General features: G+C 64.3%; 10 protein-coding genes. 6 read left to right on the forward strand and 4 right to left on the reverse strand.

From position 1 onward, the window contains the following. Positions 1–4 precede the first annotated feature (4 nt). The 6 genes from IC234_RS21190 to IC234_RS21215 all read left to right on the forward strand — a co-directional run bounded on the left by IC234_RS21190 (position 5) and on the right by IC234_RS21215 (position 9,733). Positions 5–1,204 carry an aldose epimerase family protein gene (locus IC234_RS21190; RefSeq protein WP_190928683.1) on the forward strand — a complete coding sequence of 400 codons (1,200 nt, stop codon included), beginning with the start codon at positions 5–7 and terminating at the stop codon, positions 1,202–1,204. A gap of 113 nt (positions 1,205–1,317) precedes the next feature. Continuing rightward, complete coding sequence (locus IC234_RS21195; RefSeq protein WP_190928685.1) at positions 1,318–3,042, forward strand: ribulokinase; 1,725 nt, start codon at positions 1,318–1,320, stop codon at positions 3,040–3,042. Further along, complete coding sequence (locus tag IC234_RS21200; RefSeq protein ID WP_190928687.1) at positions 3,039–3,740, forward strand: L-ribulose-5-phosphate 4-epimerase; 702 nt, start codon at positions 3,039–3,041, stop codon at positions 3,738–3,740. The genes IC234_RS21195 and IC234_RS21200 overlap by 4 nt, the downstream gene beginning before the upstream one ends. Positions 3,741–3,883: 143 nt before the next feature. After that, positions 3,884–5,374: an L-arabinose isomerase gene (araA, locus tag IC234_RS21205; RefSeq protein ID WP_190928689.1), complete on the forward strand. Its 1,491-nt coding sequence runs from the start codon at positions 3,884–3,886 to the stop codon at positions 5,372–5,374. 188 nt (positions 5,375–5,562) lie between these two features. Continuing rightward, the gene (locus IC234_RS21210) at positions 5,563–7,644 is read left to right on the forward strand and encodes an alpha-L-arabinofuranosidase C-terminal domain-containing protein (protein WP_190928691.1); all 2,082 of its coding nucleotides are present in this window, start codon (positions 5,563–5,565) and stop codon (positions 7,642–7,644) included. Between the two features lie 49 nt (positions 7,645–7,693). Continuing rightward, positions 7,694–9,733, forward strand: a complete 2,040-nt coding sequence (locus IC234_RS21215; RefSeq protein ID WP_223827835.1) for a glycoside hydrolase family 127 protein — start codon at positions 7,694–7,696, stop codon at positions 9,731–9,733. Between the two features lie 4 nt (positions 9,734–9,737). Here IC234_RS21215 and IC234_RS21220 read toward each other — a convergent pair whose 3' ends face one another. From IC234_RS21220 to IC234_RS21235, 4 genes are all read right to left on the reverse strand, one after another. Beyond that, positions 9,738–10,835 carry a cellulase family glycosylhydrolase gene (locus IC234_RS21220; protein WP_190928695.1) on the reverse strand — a complete coding sequence of 366 codons (1,098 nt, stop codon included), beginning with the start codon at positions 10,833–10,835 and terminating at the stop codon, positions 9,738–9,740. An 89-nt stretch (positions 10,836–10,924) separates the two neighbouring features. Next, complete coding sequence (locus tag IC234_RS21225; protein WP_223827836.1) at positions 10,925–11,920, reverse strand: glycoside hydrolase family 43 protein; 996 nt, start codon at positions 11,918–11,920, stop codon at positions 10,925–10,927. Between the two features lie 190 nt (positions 11,921–12,110). After that, positions 12,111–14,930, reverse strand: a complete 2,820-nt coding sequence (locus IC234_RS21230) for a bifunctional transaldolase/phosoglucose isomerase (RefSeq protein ID WP_190928697.1) — start codon at positions 14,928–14,930, stop codon at positions 12,111–12,113. A gap of 143 nt (positions 14,931–15,073) precedes the next feature. After that, a complete protein-coding gene (locus IC234_RS21235; protein WP_190928699.1) occupies positions 15,074–16,105 on the reverse strand; it encodes an arabinan endo-1,5-alpha-L-arabinosidase in 1,032 nt (343 codons plus the stop codon). Between the last annotated feature and the right edge of the window lie 196 nt (positions 16,106–16,301).

The raw sequence follows: 16,301 nt of genomic DNA on the forward strand, positions 1-16,301 counted from the left end.
TTCCATGATTTCACTTCGTCGTTCTGGGTTGCTGGCCGTAACATTGCCCGGCCTGCTGTTGCTGGCCGCTTGCGGGTCGAACAACTCCGCTGAGCACACCACCACCGCGGCGTCGGCCCCGGCCGATTCTGCCCAAACGAAAACCACCGCCATGCCCACCTCCGCCTCCTTCGGCAAAACCACCGACGGCACCGAAGTCCAGCTTTTCACCCTCGCCAACGCCAGCGGCGTGAAGGCCACCATCACCAACTACGGCGGCATCCTGACCAGCCTGCTGGTGCCCGACAAGGACGGCAAGCTCGGCGACGTCATCCTTGGCTTCGACAACGTGAGCGGCTACCAGAGCCCCGAATACCAGAAAGCCGGCCCTTACTTCGGCGCCCTGATTGGCCGCTACGGCAACCGCATCAAGGGCGGCAAATTCACGCTGGACGGCAAGGAGTACACCCTCGCCAAAAACAACGGGCCGAACAGCCTGCACGGCGGCCTGAAAGGCTTTGACAAGGTGATTTGGCAGGCCGAGCCGGCGTCCTCGGCCGACGGCCAGAGCCTGAAATTGAGCTACGTGAGCAAGGACGGCGAGGAAGGCTACCCCGGCAACCTCAACGTAACGGTGGTGTACACCCTCACCAACGACAACGCCCTGCGCATCGACTACACGGCCACCACCGACAAGGCCACTCCGATTAACCTCACCAACCACGCCTACTTCAACCTGAACCACGGCGCCGGCAAAGACATTCTGGGCCACGAAGTGACGCTGCCCGCCGACCGCTACACCGTGGTGGACGCCACCCTTATTCCGACCGGCGAGCTGCGCCCCGTGAAAGGCACGCCCTTCGACTTCACCACGCCCCACGCCATCGGCGAGCGCATCGCGCAGGTGCCCGGCGGCTACGACCACAACTGGGTGCTGAACACGGCCACCGGCAGCCACGCCGCGGCCACCGTGTACGAGCCCACCACCGGCCGCACCCTGGAGGTGACCACCGACGAGCCCGGCATCCAGTTCTACACCGGCAACTTCCTCGACGGCACCCTGAAGGGCAAAGGCGGCACCGTGTACGGCAAGCACGCCGGCTTCTGCCTCGAAACCCAGCACTTCCCCGACTCGCCCAACCAGCCCAAGTTCCCCAACACGATTTTGAAGCCGGGCGAGACCTACCACACCGTGAGCACCTACAAGTTCGGGGTGCGGAAATAAAAAATCAGTTTTCAGTTGATGGTGAACAGTCGTCGATAGAGGAATTTGTCGGCGCCAAATACTCTCACCTAAAACTGATAGCTGCTCACTGTTAACTGATAACTGACACTCCCGTGGAACAAACCCTTCCTGCCTACGTCATCGGCGTCGACTACGGCACCGACTCCGTGCGCGCCGTGCTCGTGGATGCCCGCACCGGGGCCGAAAAAGCCCAGGCCGTGCACCACTACACGCGCTGGAAAACCCTGCAGTACTGCAACCCCGCCAAAAACCAGTTCCGCCAGCACCCGCTCGACTACATTGAAGGGCTGGAGGCCGTGGTGCGCCGCGTGGCCCAGCAAGTGCCCGCCGACCAGGTTAAAGGCCTGGCCGTGGACACCACCGGCAGCACGCCCGGCCCGGTGAATGCCGATGGCGTGGCCCTGGGCCTGCTGCCCGAGTTTGCCGACAACCCCAATGCTCAGTTCGTGCTCTGGAAAGACCACACCGCGCTGGATGAGGCCGCCGAAATCAACCACAAAGCCCGCACCTGGGGCGGCGAGGACTACACCAAGTTCGAAGGCGGCATTTATTCTTCGGAATGGTTTTGGGCCAAAATTGCCCACGTGGTGCGCGAGGACGCCGCCGTGGCCAGCGCCGCCCACTCCTGGATGGAGCACTGCGACTGGATTACGCTGCTGCTCACGGGCGGCGAGCTGGCCAGCTTCAAGCGCAGCCGCTGCGCCGCCGGGCACAAGGCCATGTGGCACGAGAGCTGGGGCGGCCTGCCCGCCGAGGAGTTTCTCACCCACCTCGAACCTAAGCTGGCCGGTTTACGCAATCGATTATTCACCGAAACCTACACCGCCGACCAAGTAGCCGGCCACCTCTCCGAAGAGTGGGCCCAGCGCCTGGGCCTGAGCCCCGCCACGGTGGTGGCCGTGGGCTCCTTCGACGCCCACGCGGGCGCCGTGGCGGGCGAAATCGAAGCCTATTCGATGGTGAAGGTGATGGGCACCAGCACCTGCGACATCGTGGTGGCGCCGACCAGCGAAGTGGGCGACCACCTCGTGGCCGGCATCTGCGGGCAGGTCGATGGCTCCGTGATTCCGGGCATGCTGGGGCTCGAAGCCGGGCAGTCGGCCTTTGGCGACCTGCTGGCCTGGTTCCGGCAGATGCTGGAGTGGCCCCTGCAACATGTGCTGAGCACCTCCAAGGTGCTGACGCCCGAGCTGCAAGCCGCCCTGCGCGAAGAAATGAGCAACACGCTGCTGGTGCAACTCAGCGAAGCAGCCGCCGCCGTAGACCCCGCCGAGTCGCAGGTGCTGGCCCTGGATTGGGTGAACGGCCGCCGCACGCCCGACGCCAACCAAGCCCTGAAAGGCGCCCTGATGAACCTGACCATGGGCACGAGCGCGCCCCAGGTATTCCGGGCCTTGGTAGAGGCCATCTGCTACGGTTCGAAGCAGATTGTGGAGCGGTTTGAAGAGGAAGGCATTGCCATCAAGCAGGTCATCGGCATCGGCGGCGTGGCCAAGAAGTCGCAGTTTGTGATGCAGACGCTGGCCGACGTGCTCGACCGGCCCATCAAAATAGCCGTGTCGGAGCAGGCACCGGCGCTGGGCGCGGCCATGTACGCGGCCGTGGCCGCCGGCATTCACCCCGACGTGCTGACGGCCCAGAAGGCCATGGGCAGCGGCTTTGCCGAAACCTACGAGCCCAACCCCGCCCGCGTGGCCGACTACCAGGCCCGCTACGCGCAGTACCAGGCCTTCGGCCGGTTTGTGGAGACGGCGACCGTAGGTCAGTCCGAGGAGCCCGTTATGGAAACCGAAACGCCCGCCATCACCACCGCATGAGCCAATACCAGGACCTGAAACAGGCGTGCTACGACGCCAACATGCAGCTGCCCAAGCTCGGGCTGGTGCTTTTCACCTTTGGCAACGCCAGCGTGGTCGACCGCGACAAGCAGGTGTTTGCCATCAAGCCCAGCGGCGTGCCGTATGAGCTGCTCAAGCCCGAAGACATCGTCATCCTCGACTTCGCCAACAATGTGCTGGAAGGTGAGAAGCGGCCGTCGTCGGACACCAAAACCCACGCCGTGCTCTACAGCCATTGGGAGCACATCGGCGGCATTGTGCACACGCACAGCACCTACGCCACGGCCTGGGCCCAGGCCCAGCGCGACATTCCCATCCTCGGCACCACCCACGCCGACCACCTCACCGTCGACATTCCCTGCGCGCCGCCCATGGACGACGCCATGATTGCCGGCGACTACGAGCACCAGACCGGCTGGCAAATCCTCAACGAATTCCAGCGCCGCGGCCTCTCGCCCAGCGAGGTGGAAATGGTGCTGCTGGCCAACCACGCCCCCTTCAGCTGGGGCAAAACCGTAGACAAAGCCGTGTACAACAGCGCCGTGCTGGAGGAAGTGGCCCGCATGGCCTACCTCAGCTGCACGCTGCGGCCGGAGGTGCCGCGCCTCAAGGACGCCCTCATTCGCAAGCACTACGAGCGCAAGCACGGCGTGCATTCCTACTACGGACAGTCGTAACTCCTTTACACAACCAAAACCTCCGGCCGAGCGTCGCGAAGCACCCCGCGTGCTGCTTCCTTGCCAACACAATCGATTGATTACCTGCGCAGGCGAAATGCTTCTCGGCGCTCGGCCTGACCGCCTCATTCCCCTTCCACCCCATGATTGACATTTCCCACTACGAAGCCTGGTTCATCACCGGCACCCAGCACCTTTACGGCCCCGAAACCCTGGAAGAAGTGGCCCGCCACTCGCAGCAGATTGCCGAGGAGCTGGGCAGCAAATTGCCCATCAACATCGTCTACAAGCCCATTCTGAAAACGCCGCAGGAGATTTACAAGCTCATGCAGGAAGCCAACCAGGCGGAGAATTGCGTGGGTTTGATTGCGTGGATGCACACGTTTTCCCCCGCCAAAATGTGGATAAACGGGTTGAAAATCCTGCAAAAGCCGCTGGCGCACCTGCACACGCAGTTCAACCGCGACATTCCGTGGGCCGACATCGACATGGACTTCATGAACACCAACCAATCGGCGCACGGCGACCGGGAGTTTGGCTTCATCGGGACGCGCATGCGGCTGAACCGCAAAGTGGTGATGGGCCACTGGCAGAGCGCCGCCGTGCAGGAAAGCCTGGGCGTGTGGGCGCGCGTGGCCTGCGCCTGGGCCGACTGGCAGGGCGCCCGCTTCGTGCGATTCGGCGACAACATGCGCTACGTGGCCGTGACCGAAGGCGACAAGGTGGAAGCCGAAATCAAGTTCGGCTACGAGGTGAACACCTATGGCATCGGCGATTTGGTGGCCGTGGTGAACGAAGTGAGCGACAGCCAGATTGACGAGCTGCTGGCTACTTATGAAAAGGAATACGAGCTGGCCGACGACCTGAAAGCCGGCGGCGCCCAGCGCGAGAGCCTGCGCGAAGCCGCCCGCATCGAGGCCGGCCTGCGCAAGTTTTTGCAAGACAAAGGCGCCAAAGGCTTCACCGACACGTTTGAGGACCTGCACGGTATGGCCCAGCTGCCCGGCATCGCCACGCAGCGGCTCATGGCCGAGGGCTACGGCTTTGGCGGCGAGGGCGACTGGAAAACCTCGGCCCTGGTGCGCGCCATGAAGGTGATGGGCGCCGGCCTGCCCGGCGGCAACTCCTTCATGGAAGACTACACCTATCATTTTGAGCCCGGCAACGAGCAGGTGCTCGGCTCGCACATGCTCGAAATTTGCCCGAGCATTGCCGAAGGCAAGGTGAAGGTGGAAGTGCACCCGCTGGGCATCGGCGGCAAGGCCGACCCGGCCCGCTTGGTGTTCAACTGCCCCGCCGGCCCGGCCCTGAATGCCACCATCGTGGACCTGGGCAACCGCTTCCGCATGATTGTGAACGAGGTGGAAGCCGTGCTGCCCGCCGCCGACCTGCCCAAGCTGCCGGTGGCCCGCGTGCTTTGGAAAGTGCAGCCCAGCCTGGCCGTCGGAGCCGCCGCTTGGATACTGGCCGGCGGCGCCCACCACACCGGCTACAGCCAGAACCTGACAGCCGAACACCTGGAAGACTTCGCTGAGATGGCCGGCATCGAGTTCGTGCTCATCGACGCCGACACCAAGCTGCGCACCTTCAAAAACGAGCTGCGCTACAACGAAGTGGCCTTCGGCGGGCGCTAATTCCTGCCGCGCCGGCGTGGCGCCTCACCCCTGACCCCCTCTCCGCAAGGAGAGGGGAACCGGATGGGCTTCCTTCGATTACGTCTGGTGCCCCCTTCCGCCGGAGAGGGGCCGGGGCCGACGCGCCCGTTTGCGCCGCTCAATTGGCTTTCCGCTTTCGCTCAGTGAAACAAAAAATCCCACCAACCATGACCTACTCTCGTTCCCGTTTCCTGCTCGGCGCCGCGGGCCTGGCCCTGGCCGGTTTGCTGCCGGGCCCGGCGGCCCGTGCCCAAAGCGCGGCCCCGGCCACCATCACCGTGCAAGTGAGCCAGCCGGCCGCGCCGGTTTCGAAAAACATGTACGGCTTGTTTTTCGAGGACATCAACTTCGCGGCCGACGGCGGCCTGTACCCCGAATTGGTGAAGAACAAGTCCTTCGAAACCGACGACCACCTCCTCGGCTGGCGCGCCATCCGGGGCGCGGCGGGGCTGGAAAGCTACCTCGTGTCGACGGACCGGCCCATCAGCAACGCCAACAACCATTTCCTGCGACTGAGCGCCAAAACCGCGGGCCCGGATGCGGGCTTCGTGAACGAGGGCTTCCGCGGCATGGGCGTGAAGCAGGGGGCCGAGTACACGTTTTCGATTTACGCCCGCAAGGGCCCCGGCAGCGCGAGCGGCCTCAGCGTGACGCTGGAGGAGCCCGGCCGCAATGGCCCGGGCCCCGAAACGCCGGGTTCTGGCCAGGGGCTGGTGCAGGCCCAAATCACGGGCCTCACCACCGAGTGGAAGAAGTACTCCGTGGTGCTGAAACCGTCGGCCACCGCCGCGCGGGCCCGCCTCAAGCTGACGCTGGAAGGCGCCGGCACCGTGGACCTCGACGTGGTGTCGCTTTTCCCGAAAGACACCTGGATGAAGCGCGAAAACGGCCTGCGGCCCGACCTCGTGCAGCTGCTCAAGGACATGAAACCGGGCTTCTTGCGTTTCCCCGGCGGCTGCATCGTGGAGGGCATTACGCTCGACAACCGCTACCAGTGGAAGGAAACCATCGGCGACGTGGCTTCGCGCAAGCCCATGATAAACCGCTGGAACAAGGAGTTCAAGCACCGCTACACGCCCGACTATTACCAGTCGTTCGGCCTGGGCTTTTTTGAGTATTTCCAGCTGTCGGAAGACATTGGGGCCGAGCCGCTGCCCATCCTGAACGTGGGCATGGCCTGCCAGTTCAACTCGGCCGAGCTGGCGCCCATCAGCGCGGCCAAGGGCCCCAACGCGGCCGGCCAGGGCGACGAGCCCACGCTGGACACTTTCATCCAGGACGCCCTCGATTTGATTGAATTCGCCAACGGCCCCGCCAGCAGCCCCTGGGGCGCCAAGCGCGCGGCCATGGGCCACCCCGCGCCCTTCAACCTGAAGATGATTGGCATCGGCAACGAGCAATGGGGCCCCCAGTACCTGGAGCGCTACGAGCCCTTTGCCAAGGCCGTGAAGGCCAAGTACCCGGCCATGCAGATTGTGAGCAGCGCCGGCCCCGCGCCGGAAGGCGACTTATTCGACAAAGCCACGCTGAAGCTGCGCGAGCTGAAGGCCGAGTACATCGACGAGCACTACTACGCCAAGCCGGAGTGGTTTCGCCAGAACGTGGGCCGCTACGACAACTACCCCCGCACCGGCCCCAAAATCTTCGCCGGCGAGTACGCCGCCCAGAGCGTGGCCATTGCCAGCCCCGACAACAAGAACAACTGGGACTGCGCCATCTCGGAAGCGGCCTTCATGACCGGCCTGGAACGCAACGCCGGCGTGGTGGCCATGGCTTCCTACGCGCCCATGCTGGCCCACGTAGACGCCTGGCAGTGGACGCCGAACCTGATTTGGTTCGACAACCTGACCGCCTACGGCACGGTGAACTACTACGTGCAGACGCTGTTTGCCCAAAACAAAGGCACCGCCGTGCTGCCCGTGCAACTGCCCGGCAATGCCAAAAACGGCACCGACAACCTCTTCGCCAGCGCCGTGGCCGACGCCCCCACCGGCGACGTCATCGTGAAGCTGGTGAACTACGCCGCCACGCCCCGCGCCGTGAAGGTGAACCTGGCCGGCGCCAAAAAAGTGGGCAAAACCGGCCGCGCCCTGGTGATGGCCAGCGACGACCTCAACGCCCAGAACACCATTCGGGAGCCCAAAAAGCTGACGCCGAAAGAAGAAAAAGTTGCCGTGTCGGGCTCGACGGTGAGCTACACGCTGGCGCCCAATTCCTTCACCGTGCTGCGCATTCCGGGCAAGAAGTAACCCCCGGCCCGGGTTTTCCACCTCATTTGCCTCTGCCATGACTTCGCCAATGCCTTTTCTGCTCGCCGTGGGCCTGGCGCTGGGCGCCTTGCCGGCCCCGGCCCAGCAGCGCGCCGACTACCCCATTCAGGCCGTGCCCTTCACCAAGGTGAAGCTGACCGATGCCTTCTGGCAGCCGCGCCTCAAAACCAACACCACCATCACCATTCCGGCGTCGTTTCAGCGCTGCGAGGCCACTAATCGGGTGAAGAACTTTGAGATGGCGGCGGCCAAATCGGGCAAGTTTGCCACCACGTTTCCCTTCGACGACACCGACATTTACAAGACGCTGGAAGGGGCCTCGTACTCGCTCAGCCTGTACCCGGACAAGGAGCTGGCGGCGTACCTGGACGTGCTGATTGACAAGGTGGCCAAGGCCCAGGAGCCCGACGGCTACCTCTACACGGCCCGCACCATCGACCCGGCCCACCCGCACCCCTGGGCGGGCGCGCAGCGCTGGGAAAAGGAGCGCGAGCTCAGCCACGAGCTTTACAACGCCGGCCACCTCTACGAAGCCGCCGTGGCCCACTACCAGGCCACCGGCAAGAAAACCCTGCTCAACATCGCCCTCAAAAACGCCGACCTGGTGTGCTCCGTGTTCGGGCCGGGCAAGCGGGTGGTGGCGCCCGGCCACGAAATCGTGGAAATGGCCCTGGTGAAGCTCTACCGCGTGACCGGCAAGCCGGAATACCTCCAAACCGCGAAGTTTTTCCTCGAGGCGCGCGGCCAATACAAGGGCTACGACCCCAAGAGCCCGGACGTGTGGCGCAACGGCCAGTACTGGCAGGACGACAAGCCCGTGGTGGCCCAGAAGGAAGCCGAAGGCCACGCCGTGCGCGCCGAATACCTGTACTCGGCCATGGCCGACGTGGCCGCCCTCACCGGCGACCGGCAGCTGCTGGCCGCCGTGGACACCATCTGGCAGAACATGGTGAGCAAGAAGTTCTACGTGACCGGCGGCACCGGCGCGGTGCCCGGCGGCGAGCGGTTTGGGCAGAACTACGAGCTGCCGAACGCCACGGCCTACAACGAAACCTGCGCCTCGGTGGCCCACATCTATTGGAACCAGCGCATGTTCCAGCTGCACGGCGACTCGAAGTACGCCGACATCATGGAGAAAGTGCTCTACAACGGCCTGCTCTCCGGCGTGGGCCTCGATGGCAAGTCCTTCTTCTACTCCAACGCCATGCAGATTAAAAACTCGGCCAGCTTCCCGCAGACTGAGCCGGCGCGGGTGGGCTGGTTTGAGTGCTCCTGCTGCCCCACCAACCTGGCGCGGCTGTTTCCGTCGCTGCCGGGCTACGTGTACGGGCAGAACGGCAAAGACATTTATGTGAACCTGTTCGTGAGCGGCAGCGCCGACCTGGCCGTGAACAACAAGGCCGTGCGCCTCACCCAAACCAACAATTACCCCTGGAGCGGCGACCTGAAGTTCACCGTCGAGCATGCTGCCACGTCGGATTTCAACCTGCTGGTGCGCATTCCCGGCTGGGCGCGCGGCCAGGCCATGCCTTCTGATTTGTACACGTTTGCCACGCCTTCGGCGGCGAAGGTGACCATCAAAGTGAACGGCAAGCCGGTGAGCTACGCCCTTCAACACGGCTACGCCGTGCTGGCCCGCAAGTGGAAAAAGAACGACGTGGTAGAGGTGAGCCTGCCCATGGAAGTGCGCACCGTGCAGGCCCACCCCAATGTGCCCGACAACGTGGGCAAAGTGGCCCTGCAGCGCGGCCCGGTGGTGTATTGCGCCGAGTGGACCGACAACGAGGGCAAGGCCAGCAACATCATCGTGCCGGTCGGCACGGCCTTCACCGCCGTCGAAAAGCCCGAGGTGCTGAACGGCATCACCCAGCTCACCGCCTCCGTGCCCGTGGTGAAAGTGGACCCGGCCACCAACACCATCAGCACCGTGCGCCAGACCCTGACGGCCATTCCATACTACGCCTGGGCCAACCGCGGCAAGGGCGAAATGACCGTCTGGTTTCCGCAGCAGGTGACCGACGTAGACCTGGTGACGCGGCGGGCCGTGGAGGCTACGCACGCGAAGTAGGCCGCTATTTGCCGTTCATTTTGCGGATGACCTGCACCTCGTCGAGGCGGTAGGGCGTGCCGTCTTGGCGGAACACCTCGTGGAACCACTCCAGGGGCTCGCTGCCGTCGGCCAGGGGCGTGTCCCAGGCGTATTTGGTGTTGGTTTTGCCTTCTACCAGGCCCCAGTTGATAGCGCCCACGTTCTCTTTTTTCAGCAAGGGCATGATGTTGGCGAAGCGGCTGTTGCGGCTGCGGGCCATGTATTCGGTGCAGATGAGCGGGCGGCCGTTGGTTTTCAGCAGCTCTATCACGCGCTGGTGCCAGTTGGGCTCCTCGTAGTCGTGGTAGGTGGTCACGTCGGAGTTGCGTACCTGGAAGGCGTTGAGCGCTTGCAGGTTCCAGGCCCAGATGCCGGACGTGAGGGGCTGGTCGGGGTTCACGGCGCGGGCCCAGGCAAACACGTTGCGCAGCAGCGGCAGCGAGGTGTCCTTCTTGTCGGAGTTGCCCGGCTCGTTGTACAGGTCCCACATCAGCACGCGCTTGTCGTGCGCGAAGCGCGTCAGCACGTCGCTCACGTAGGGTTTCAAGGCCATGAAGGCGGCCGAGTCGCGCGAGGTGGGCTCGCCGGGGTCCTGCACCCAGCCCGAGTTGTGGATGCCGGTTTTGGGCGCGGGCTGGGGCCCGGGGCTGGCCTGCTTGTTCCAGCAGTCGTCGAAAAACACGAAAATCGTCTGGATGCGGTGCTTGTCGGCCAGGGCCAGGTACGCGTCCAGGCGCTGCTTGAAGCCGGCCGGGTCCTGCTGCCAGGCCAGGTGGTGCAGAAACACTCGCATGGTGTTGAAGCCGATGCCTTCGGCCCAGCCCAGCTCCCGGTCAATGGTAGCCGGGTCGAAAGTGGCGGCCTGCCACATTTCCAGCTGGTTGATGGCCGTGCTGGGAATGAAGTTGGCCCCCGATATCCACTTGTGCTGGGCGTACCAGGCGTTGGCTTTTGCCACCGGCCAGAGCTGCCCGGCGGCCGTGCTGGTTTGCGGGGCGCGGCCTTTGCGGGATTGGGCCTGCGCCGCCGGGGCAAGACACAGCAGCACCAACAGCAGGGCAAGGAGTTTTTTGGGAGTCATGAGCGGGTGGGAGTTGAAGATGACGGAAAGCAAAGAAGAAATGAGCGCAGTGGAAAAGCCTCGGCAGGGCTCGCGCCGAAGGCCGCGAATTATTCGGCCGGTTTCACGCCTTCGGTCGTCATCACCACGCGCTTCAGGGTGCCGTCTTTGTTGTAGTAGAGGTAATCGATGCACACCGAGCGGCGGAAGCTGCCGCCGTCGGTGTTGAGGCCGCCGTTGTGGTAGATGAAGTACGACTGGCCTTTGAAGTCGATGATGGACTGGTGGTTGGTGTTGGAATTGCCCGCCACCTCGTTCAGAATGCCCTTGTATTCCCACGGCCCGTCGAGGCTGCGGCTCATGGCGTACACTATTTTTTCGGGAAACTGCGAGGCGTAGCTCAGGTAGTACCAGCCGTTGTGCTCGTGCACCCACGGCGCCTCCGTAAACTGCGGCAGCTTAATGGCCTTGATGGGGCCGTCCAGCTCCGTCATGTTGGGCTTGAGCCTGGCGTAGTAGCACGTCGTATTGCCCCAGAACAGGTACGCCTGCCCCTTGCCGTCGATAAAGACCGTCGGGTCAATGTCGGCCCAGCCAATCTTGTCCTCCGGCGTCATGTCGCTGCTGATGAGCGCCGTGCCGCGGGCGTCCTTGAACGGCCCGGTGGGGTTGTCGGCCACCGCCACCCCAATGCCCTTGCCCGGAATGGTGCCGTGCTCCACCGCCGCGTACCAGTAAAACTTGCCGTTGCGCGCCACCACCTGCGACGCCCACGCATCGCCCTTGGCCCAGGCAAAATCCGTCACCTTCAGCGGCACCGGGTGCTCGGTCCAGTGCACCATGTCGGTCGAGGAAAAGCAGAGCCACTCGTTCATCACGTAGCGCTCCTGGCGGGCGGGCGCCTCGTCGTGGCCGGTGTAGAGGTACACCGTGCCTTTTTGCACCATGGCGGCCGGGTCGGCGGTGTACTTGCTTTTGATGATGGGGTTGCCGCCCACCGTGGCGCCCAGCGTGGGCGGGCCGGCCGGCACGCTCTGGGCCAGCGCGGCCGAAGAGAGGCTGAAAAAGGCCATTACACCGCACAATCGATTGTGTAAAGAAGGCATAAAAATGGGTGCTGAAGGGTGGGAATTCGAGTGGGTTGTAACTGGATGAAGCTCGTCAAAATAAAAACGTCATGCTGAGCGCGGCCGAAGCAGCTCTCCCGCTCAACTACTCAATGCTCTTGCAGCGAAGCGGGAAAGCTGCTTCGGCCGCGCTCAGCATGACGTTTTAAGGTTTCCGTTCAACTGCCGGCTACAGCTCCAGCGCCGCCAGCACGGCCTTCAGGCCCGCTTCCGCGTTGTGGCCGAGGTGCACGCGCAGGGTGCGGCGGTCGTTGTCGAGCAGCGCCTGCAAGTCGCCCAGCGCCTGGGCGTTCTTGAAGGTGCCGAACGTGTAGGAGCGGCCGGGCAGCGGCAGGTCCTGCGGGTTGTCGTCGGTGAACTGCACAAACAAGCCCGTGTTGGGGCCGCCCTTGTGGTACTGGCCGGTGCTGTGCAGGAAGCGCGGCCCGTAGCCCGAGGTGGTGGCGATGTGCAGCGCCTGCTGCACGCGCTGGCGCAGCTCTTGCAGGCTGGCGGTCACGGCGGGCGTCTCGGTCAGGTAGGCCTGCAGGCACATGAAATCGCCGGGCTTGGCCTGGGCAAAAAACGCCTTCAGCACGCCGGCGGCGCCGTTGCCCTGCACGGCGGAGTAGTAGTCCACGCCGTTTTCGCTGGCGGCGGGCTGTTCGCCTTCGGGCAGGTGGCCCTGCTCCTGCACGGCTTTCATCAGCTTGTCGGTGGCCGTTTTGGCCGACTGCACGTTGGGCTGGTCGAAGGGGTTGATGCCGAACACAGCGCTGGCCACGGCCGTGGCCACTTCCCAGCGGTAAAACTCCTGGCCCAAATCGAAGGCGTCCTTCATCCGGATGCTGATGACGGGGTGGCCGGCCTGCGCCAGCGCCTGCAGCTTGCCTGCGTTGGCTTCGTCGGCCTGGCCCTCGTAGACCACGTACACGAATACCCGGTCGTTGCCGTAGATGCTCGGGTCGCCCAGCGGCTCACCGGCCACGGGCAGGATGCCTTTGCCTTCCTTGCCGGTGCTTTCGGCCAGCAACTGCTCCAGCCACAGGCCCAGGTCGTGCAGGCTGTCGGGCACCACCAGCGTGAGCTTGTCGCGGCCCTGCTCGGCCAGCACGCCCAGCGCGGCGCCCAGCTTCAGGCCGGGGTTGTCGTTCACGGGGCCGTAGGCGCCGCAGGCGCGCATCATCAGAATGGCGCGCTCCAGAATCTCGCCCACGGGCAGGCCGTAGAGCGCCGCCGGCACCAGCCCGAAGTAGGTGAGGGCCGAGAAGCGCCCGCCCACTTCCGGGAAGTTGAGGAAGATGCGGCGGTACTTGGCGTTCGTAGCGTCGGTCACGAACTTGGAGCCGGGGTCGGTGATGGCCACGAAGTTGTCGCCGGCCTTGTCGCCCTTCAGCTCTTTCAGCTTGGCGTAGAAATAGTCGCCGAAGGCCAGCGGCTCGGCCGTGGTGCCCGACTTGCTGGCCACGATGAACAGCGTGTCGGCCAGCGGCACCGATTCTTCAATCTCGCGCACGGTGCCGGGGTCGGTGGTGTCGAGCACCGACATGGGCAGGCCGCCTTCGCCCATCGGAAACGACGCCTTGAACACAATCGGGGCCATGGTGCTGCCGCCCATGCCCATCACCACCACGTGCTTGAAGCCGGCGGCTTTCACCTCGTTCACGAAGGTTTCGATTTCGGGCACGGCGCCCACCATCGTCTCGGCCACGCGCAGCCAGCCCATGAAGCTGCGGATGCTGTGCTGCCCGGCTTCGTCCTGCACCCAGAGGTCGGCCTTCTTGTCCCAGAAGCCGGCGGTGAAGTTCTGCTGGTTGAATTTTTCCACCTGGGCGTCCACCGCGGCCTGGAACTGGCCCAGCTGCATCGTGGCCTCGTCCACGGTGGTGGCCACGGCCAGCGCGCGCTTCTTGTCGATGGATTCCAGCAGCTTGGCGAAAGGCTCCTTGAATTTCTTGGCACCGTCTTCTTCCAGGAAGTTGGTGCGCTCCTCGAGGTCGATGCCCAGCTCGGGCAGGCGGCGCAGCACTTCCGCGGCCTTGTCGAGGCCGTCTTCGAGGCGCACGGCGGGCTGGCCCTTCTCGCGGAAAATGTCCAGCGTTTCCACCGGCACCGTGTTCACCGTTTTCGGACCGATGAGGTTTTCGACGTACTTCAGGTCGTCGTATTTGGGGTTTTTGTTGCCGGTGCTGGCCCACAGCAGTCGCTGCGTTTCGGCGCCCTGGGCCTTGAGGGCTTCCCAGCGCGGGCCGGCAAAAATCTGCTTGTACATCTGGTAGGCCTGCTTGGCGCTGGCCAGGGCCACTTCGCCCACCAGGCTTTGGGCCAGCGCGCCCTTCTCGCCGCCTTCGGCCGCAATTTTCTCCAGCACGGGGTCAATCAGCACGTCGATGCGCGAGAGAAAAAAGCTGGCCACCGAGTCGATGCGGGCCAGCGGCAGGCCGGCCTTGGCGCGGTCTTCGAGGCCCGCGAGGAAGGCCTCGGTCACGAGGCGGTAGCGCTCCAGTCCAAAAATCAGGGTCACGTTCACGTTCACGCCCTCCGCAATGAGGCGGCGAATGGCGGGCAGGCCTTCCAGCGTGGCCGGCACTTTAATCATCACGTTGGGGCGGTTCACGGTGCGCCACAGCTCCAGGCCTTCGGCGATGGTGCCCTCGGTGTCGTTCACGAGCAGCGGTGATACTTCGAGGCTCACGTAGCCGTCGCTGGCGTTGTCGGCGCTGTCGTAGAGGGGCCGGAACAGGTCGCAGGCGGCCTGCACGTCGGCCACGGCCAGGCTGGTGTAAATTTCGTCGGTGGTTTTGCCTTGCAGGGCCAGCGCCTTGATGGCCGAGTCGTAGTCGGCCGAGTCGCCGATGGACTTGGCAAAAATGGCCGGGTTCGACGTCACGCCGCGCAGGGCTTCGTCCTGGATGCGGCGCTGTAGCTTGCCGTTAATCAGAATGGGGCGGCTGATAAAATCCAGCCAGAGGCTCTGGTCAAACGCGCGAATGGCAACGAGAGGGTTCATAGAAAGTGCGGTTAGTAAGTGCGCCAAAGGTCCGGAATGAATGGCGTTGTTTTCAAGCTATACGCGGATAATTCGGAAAGGCCGCGGTGAAAAGAAGGGCCCGTCGACCGCGGCGGGTCCCCGCGGCGCCTGCCCGGGCGGGCCTATGGCGCCGCCACCACCGGCCAGCCGTCCTTGTCCCAGGCCAGCTTTTCGATGCGCAGCTTGGGCCGGCCCCGGTCGGCGGCGTCGTAGCCGTGAAAAACCAGGTAGTCCTCGTTGTCGAACGTGCACACGGCGTTGTGGCCCACCCCAAACCAGTTTTTGTCGCCGGCCAGCACCGGCGTGCCGCCGCCCTGGTCCAGGGCCACGCCCGCGCGGTCGGCGTAGGGCCCGGTGAGGGCAGTGGCGCGGCCCACCACCATTTTGTAGGTGCTTTCGGGGCCGCGGCAGCAGTAGTCGAACGAGGTGAAGAGGTAGTAGAAGCGGCCTTTTTTGAAAATAAACGGGGCCTCAATGGCGCCGTCGCCGGGCAGCGAGTCGTTCAGCCTCGGGTCGCGCGGGCGCCGGGCCACGGTGCGCCACTGCTCCGGCTGGGCCGGGGCGGTGAGGTCGGGCGTGAGCTTCACCAGCTTCATGCCGCCCCAAAAGGAGCCGAACACCAGCCACGGCGCGCCGGCCGCGTCGCGGGCCAGGTTGGGGTCGATGGCGTTCCACAGGTCGCGCCCCGGCACCGACTGAATGACCCGGCCGTGGTCGACCCACTTGAAATTTTTAGCGGCCGGGTCCAGCGTCTGGTTGGTGGCCAGGCCAATGGCCGACGTGTTTTTGCCAAACGCCGAGACCGAGTAAAACAGGCTGTACTGCCCGTTGGCGTAGGAAATGTCCGGCGCCCAAACGTGGCCTTTGAAGCCCGGAATGGCCGCCACCGCCCAGGCCGGCGGCGCGGCAAACACGGGCTTTTCGGGCGTCCAGGTCTTCCGGTCTTTCGACGACCACACCGCAATGCCCATGCCGGTGCAGAACAGGTAGTACGTGCCGTTCTGCCGAATCAGGACCGGGTCGTGGGCCGGCACGGCGCCCAGCGGCAGCGGCCCGCTGGGCAGGGGCGGCCGCCCGGCCGGCGGCGCGGCCTGGGCCAACGCCCCCAGGCAGTGAAGCAGGAAAGCAGCCACCACGAGCTTCTGAATCCCCATTTTTCTTACATTAACGATTGTGTGAGCAGCCACTGAAAAGTTGTTGGGGTATGCCGCGGGCAAATGTATAAGGTTTCACAATCGTTTGTGTAAATTATTTTAACTTGCTAGCGCTTTTGTCGACAGCAGCGTCGAATCTTGCGCCCGAGGCGGGGACTTGGGTGGCCGGAAAATGCCGCTGCGCGTCTGCATTCGC

This window comes from Hymenobacter armeniacus, assembly GCF_014699055.1.
GTDB classification, from domain to species: Bacteria; Bacteroidota; Bacteroidia; order Cytophagales; family Hymenobacteraceae; genus Hymenobacter; species Hymenobacter armeniacus.

Bases quoted from the DNA above. Each gene is read 5' to 3' on its own strand.
- IC234_RS21210 (WP_190928691.1), top strand. From the start codon at position 5,563: ATGACCTACTCTCGTTCCCGTTTCCTGCTCGGCGCCGCGGGCCTGGCC.
- IC234_RS21225 (WP_223827836.1), bottom strand. From the start codon at position 11,920: ATGCCTTCTTTACACAATCGATTGTGCGGTGTAATGGCCTTTTTCAGC.
- IC234_RS21190 (WP_190928683.1), top strand. From the start codon at position 5: ATGATTTCACTTCGTCGTTCTGGGTTGCTGGCCGTAACATTGCCCGGC.
- IC234_RS21235 (WP_190928699.1), bottom strand. From the start codon at position 16,105: ATGGGGATTCAGAAGCTCGTGGTGGCTGCTTTCCTGCTTCACTGCCTG.
- IC234_RS21220 (WP_190928695.1), bottom strand. From the start codon at position 10,835: ATGACTCCCAAAAAACTCCTTGCCCTGCTGTTGGTGCTGCTGTGTCTT.
- IC234_RS21230 (WP_190928697.1), bottom strand. From the start codon at position 14,930: ATGAACCCTCTCGTTGCCATTCGCGCGTTTGACCAGAGCCTCTGGCTG.
- IC234_RS21200 (WP_190928687.1), top strand. From the start codon at position 3,039: ATGAGCCAATACCAGGACCTGAAACAGGCGTGCTACGACGCCAACATG.
- araA (WP_190928689.1), top strand. From the start codon at position 3,884: ATGATTGACATTTCCCACTACGAAGCCTGGTTCATCACCGGCACCCAG.
- IC234_RS21215 (WP_223827835.1), top strand. From the start codon at position 7,694: ATGCCTTTTCTGCTCGCCGTGGGCCTGGCGCTGGGCGCCTTGCCGGCC.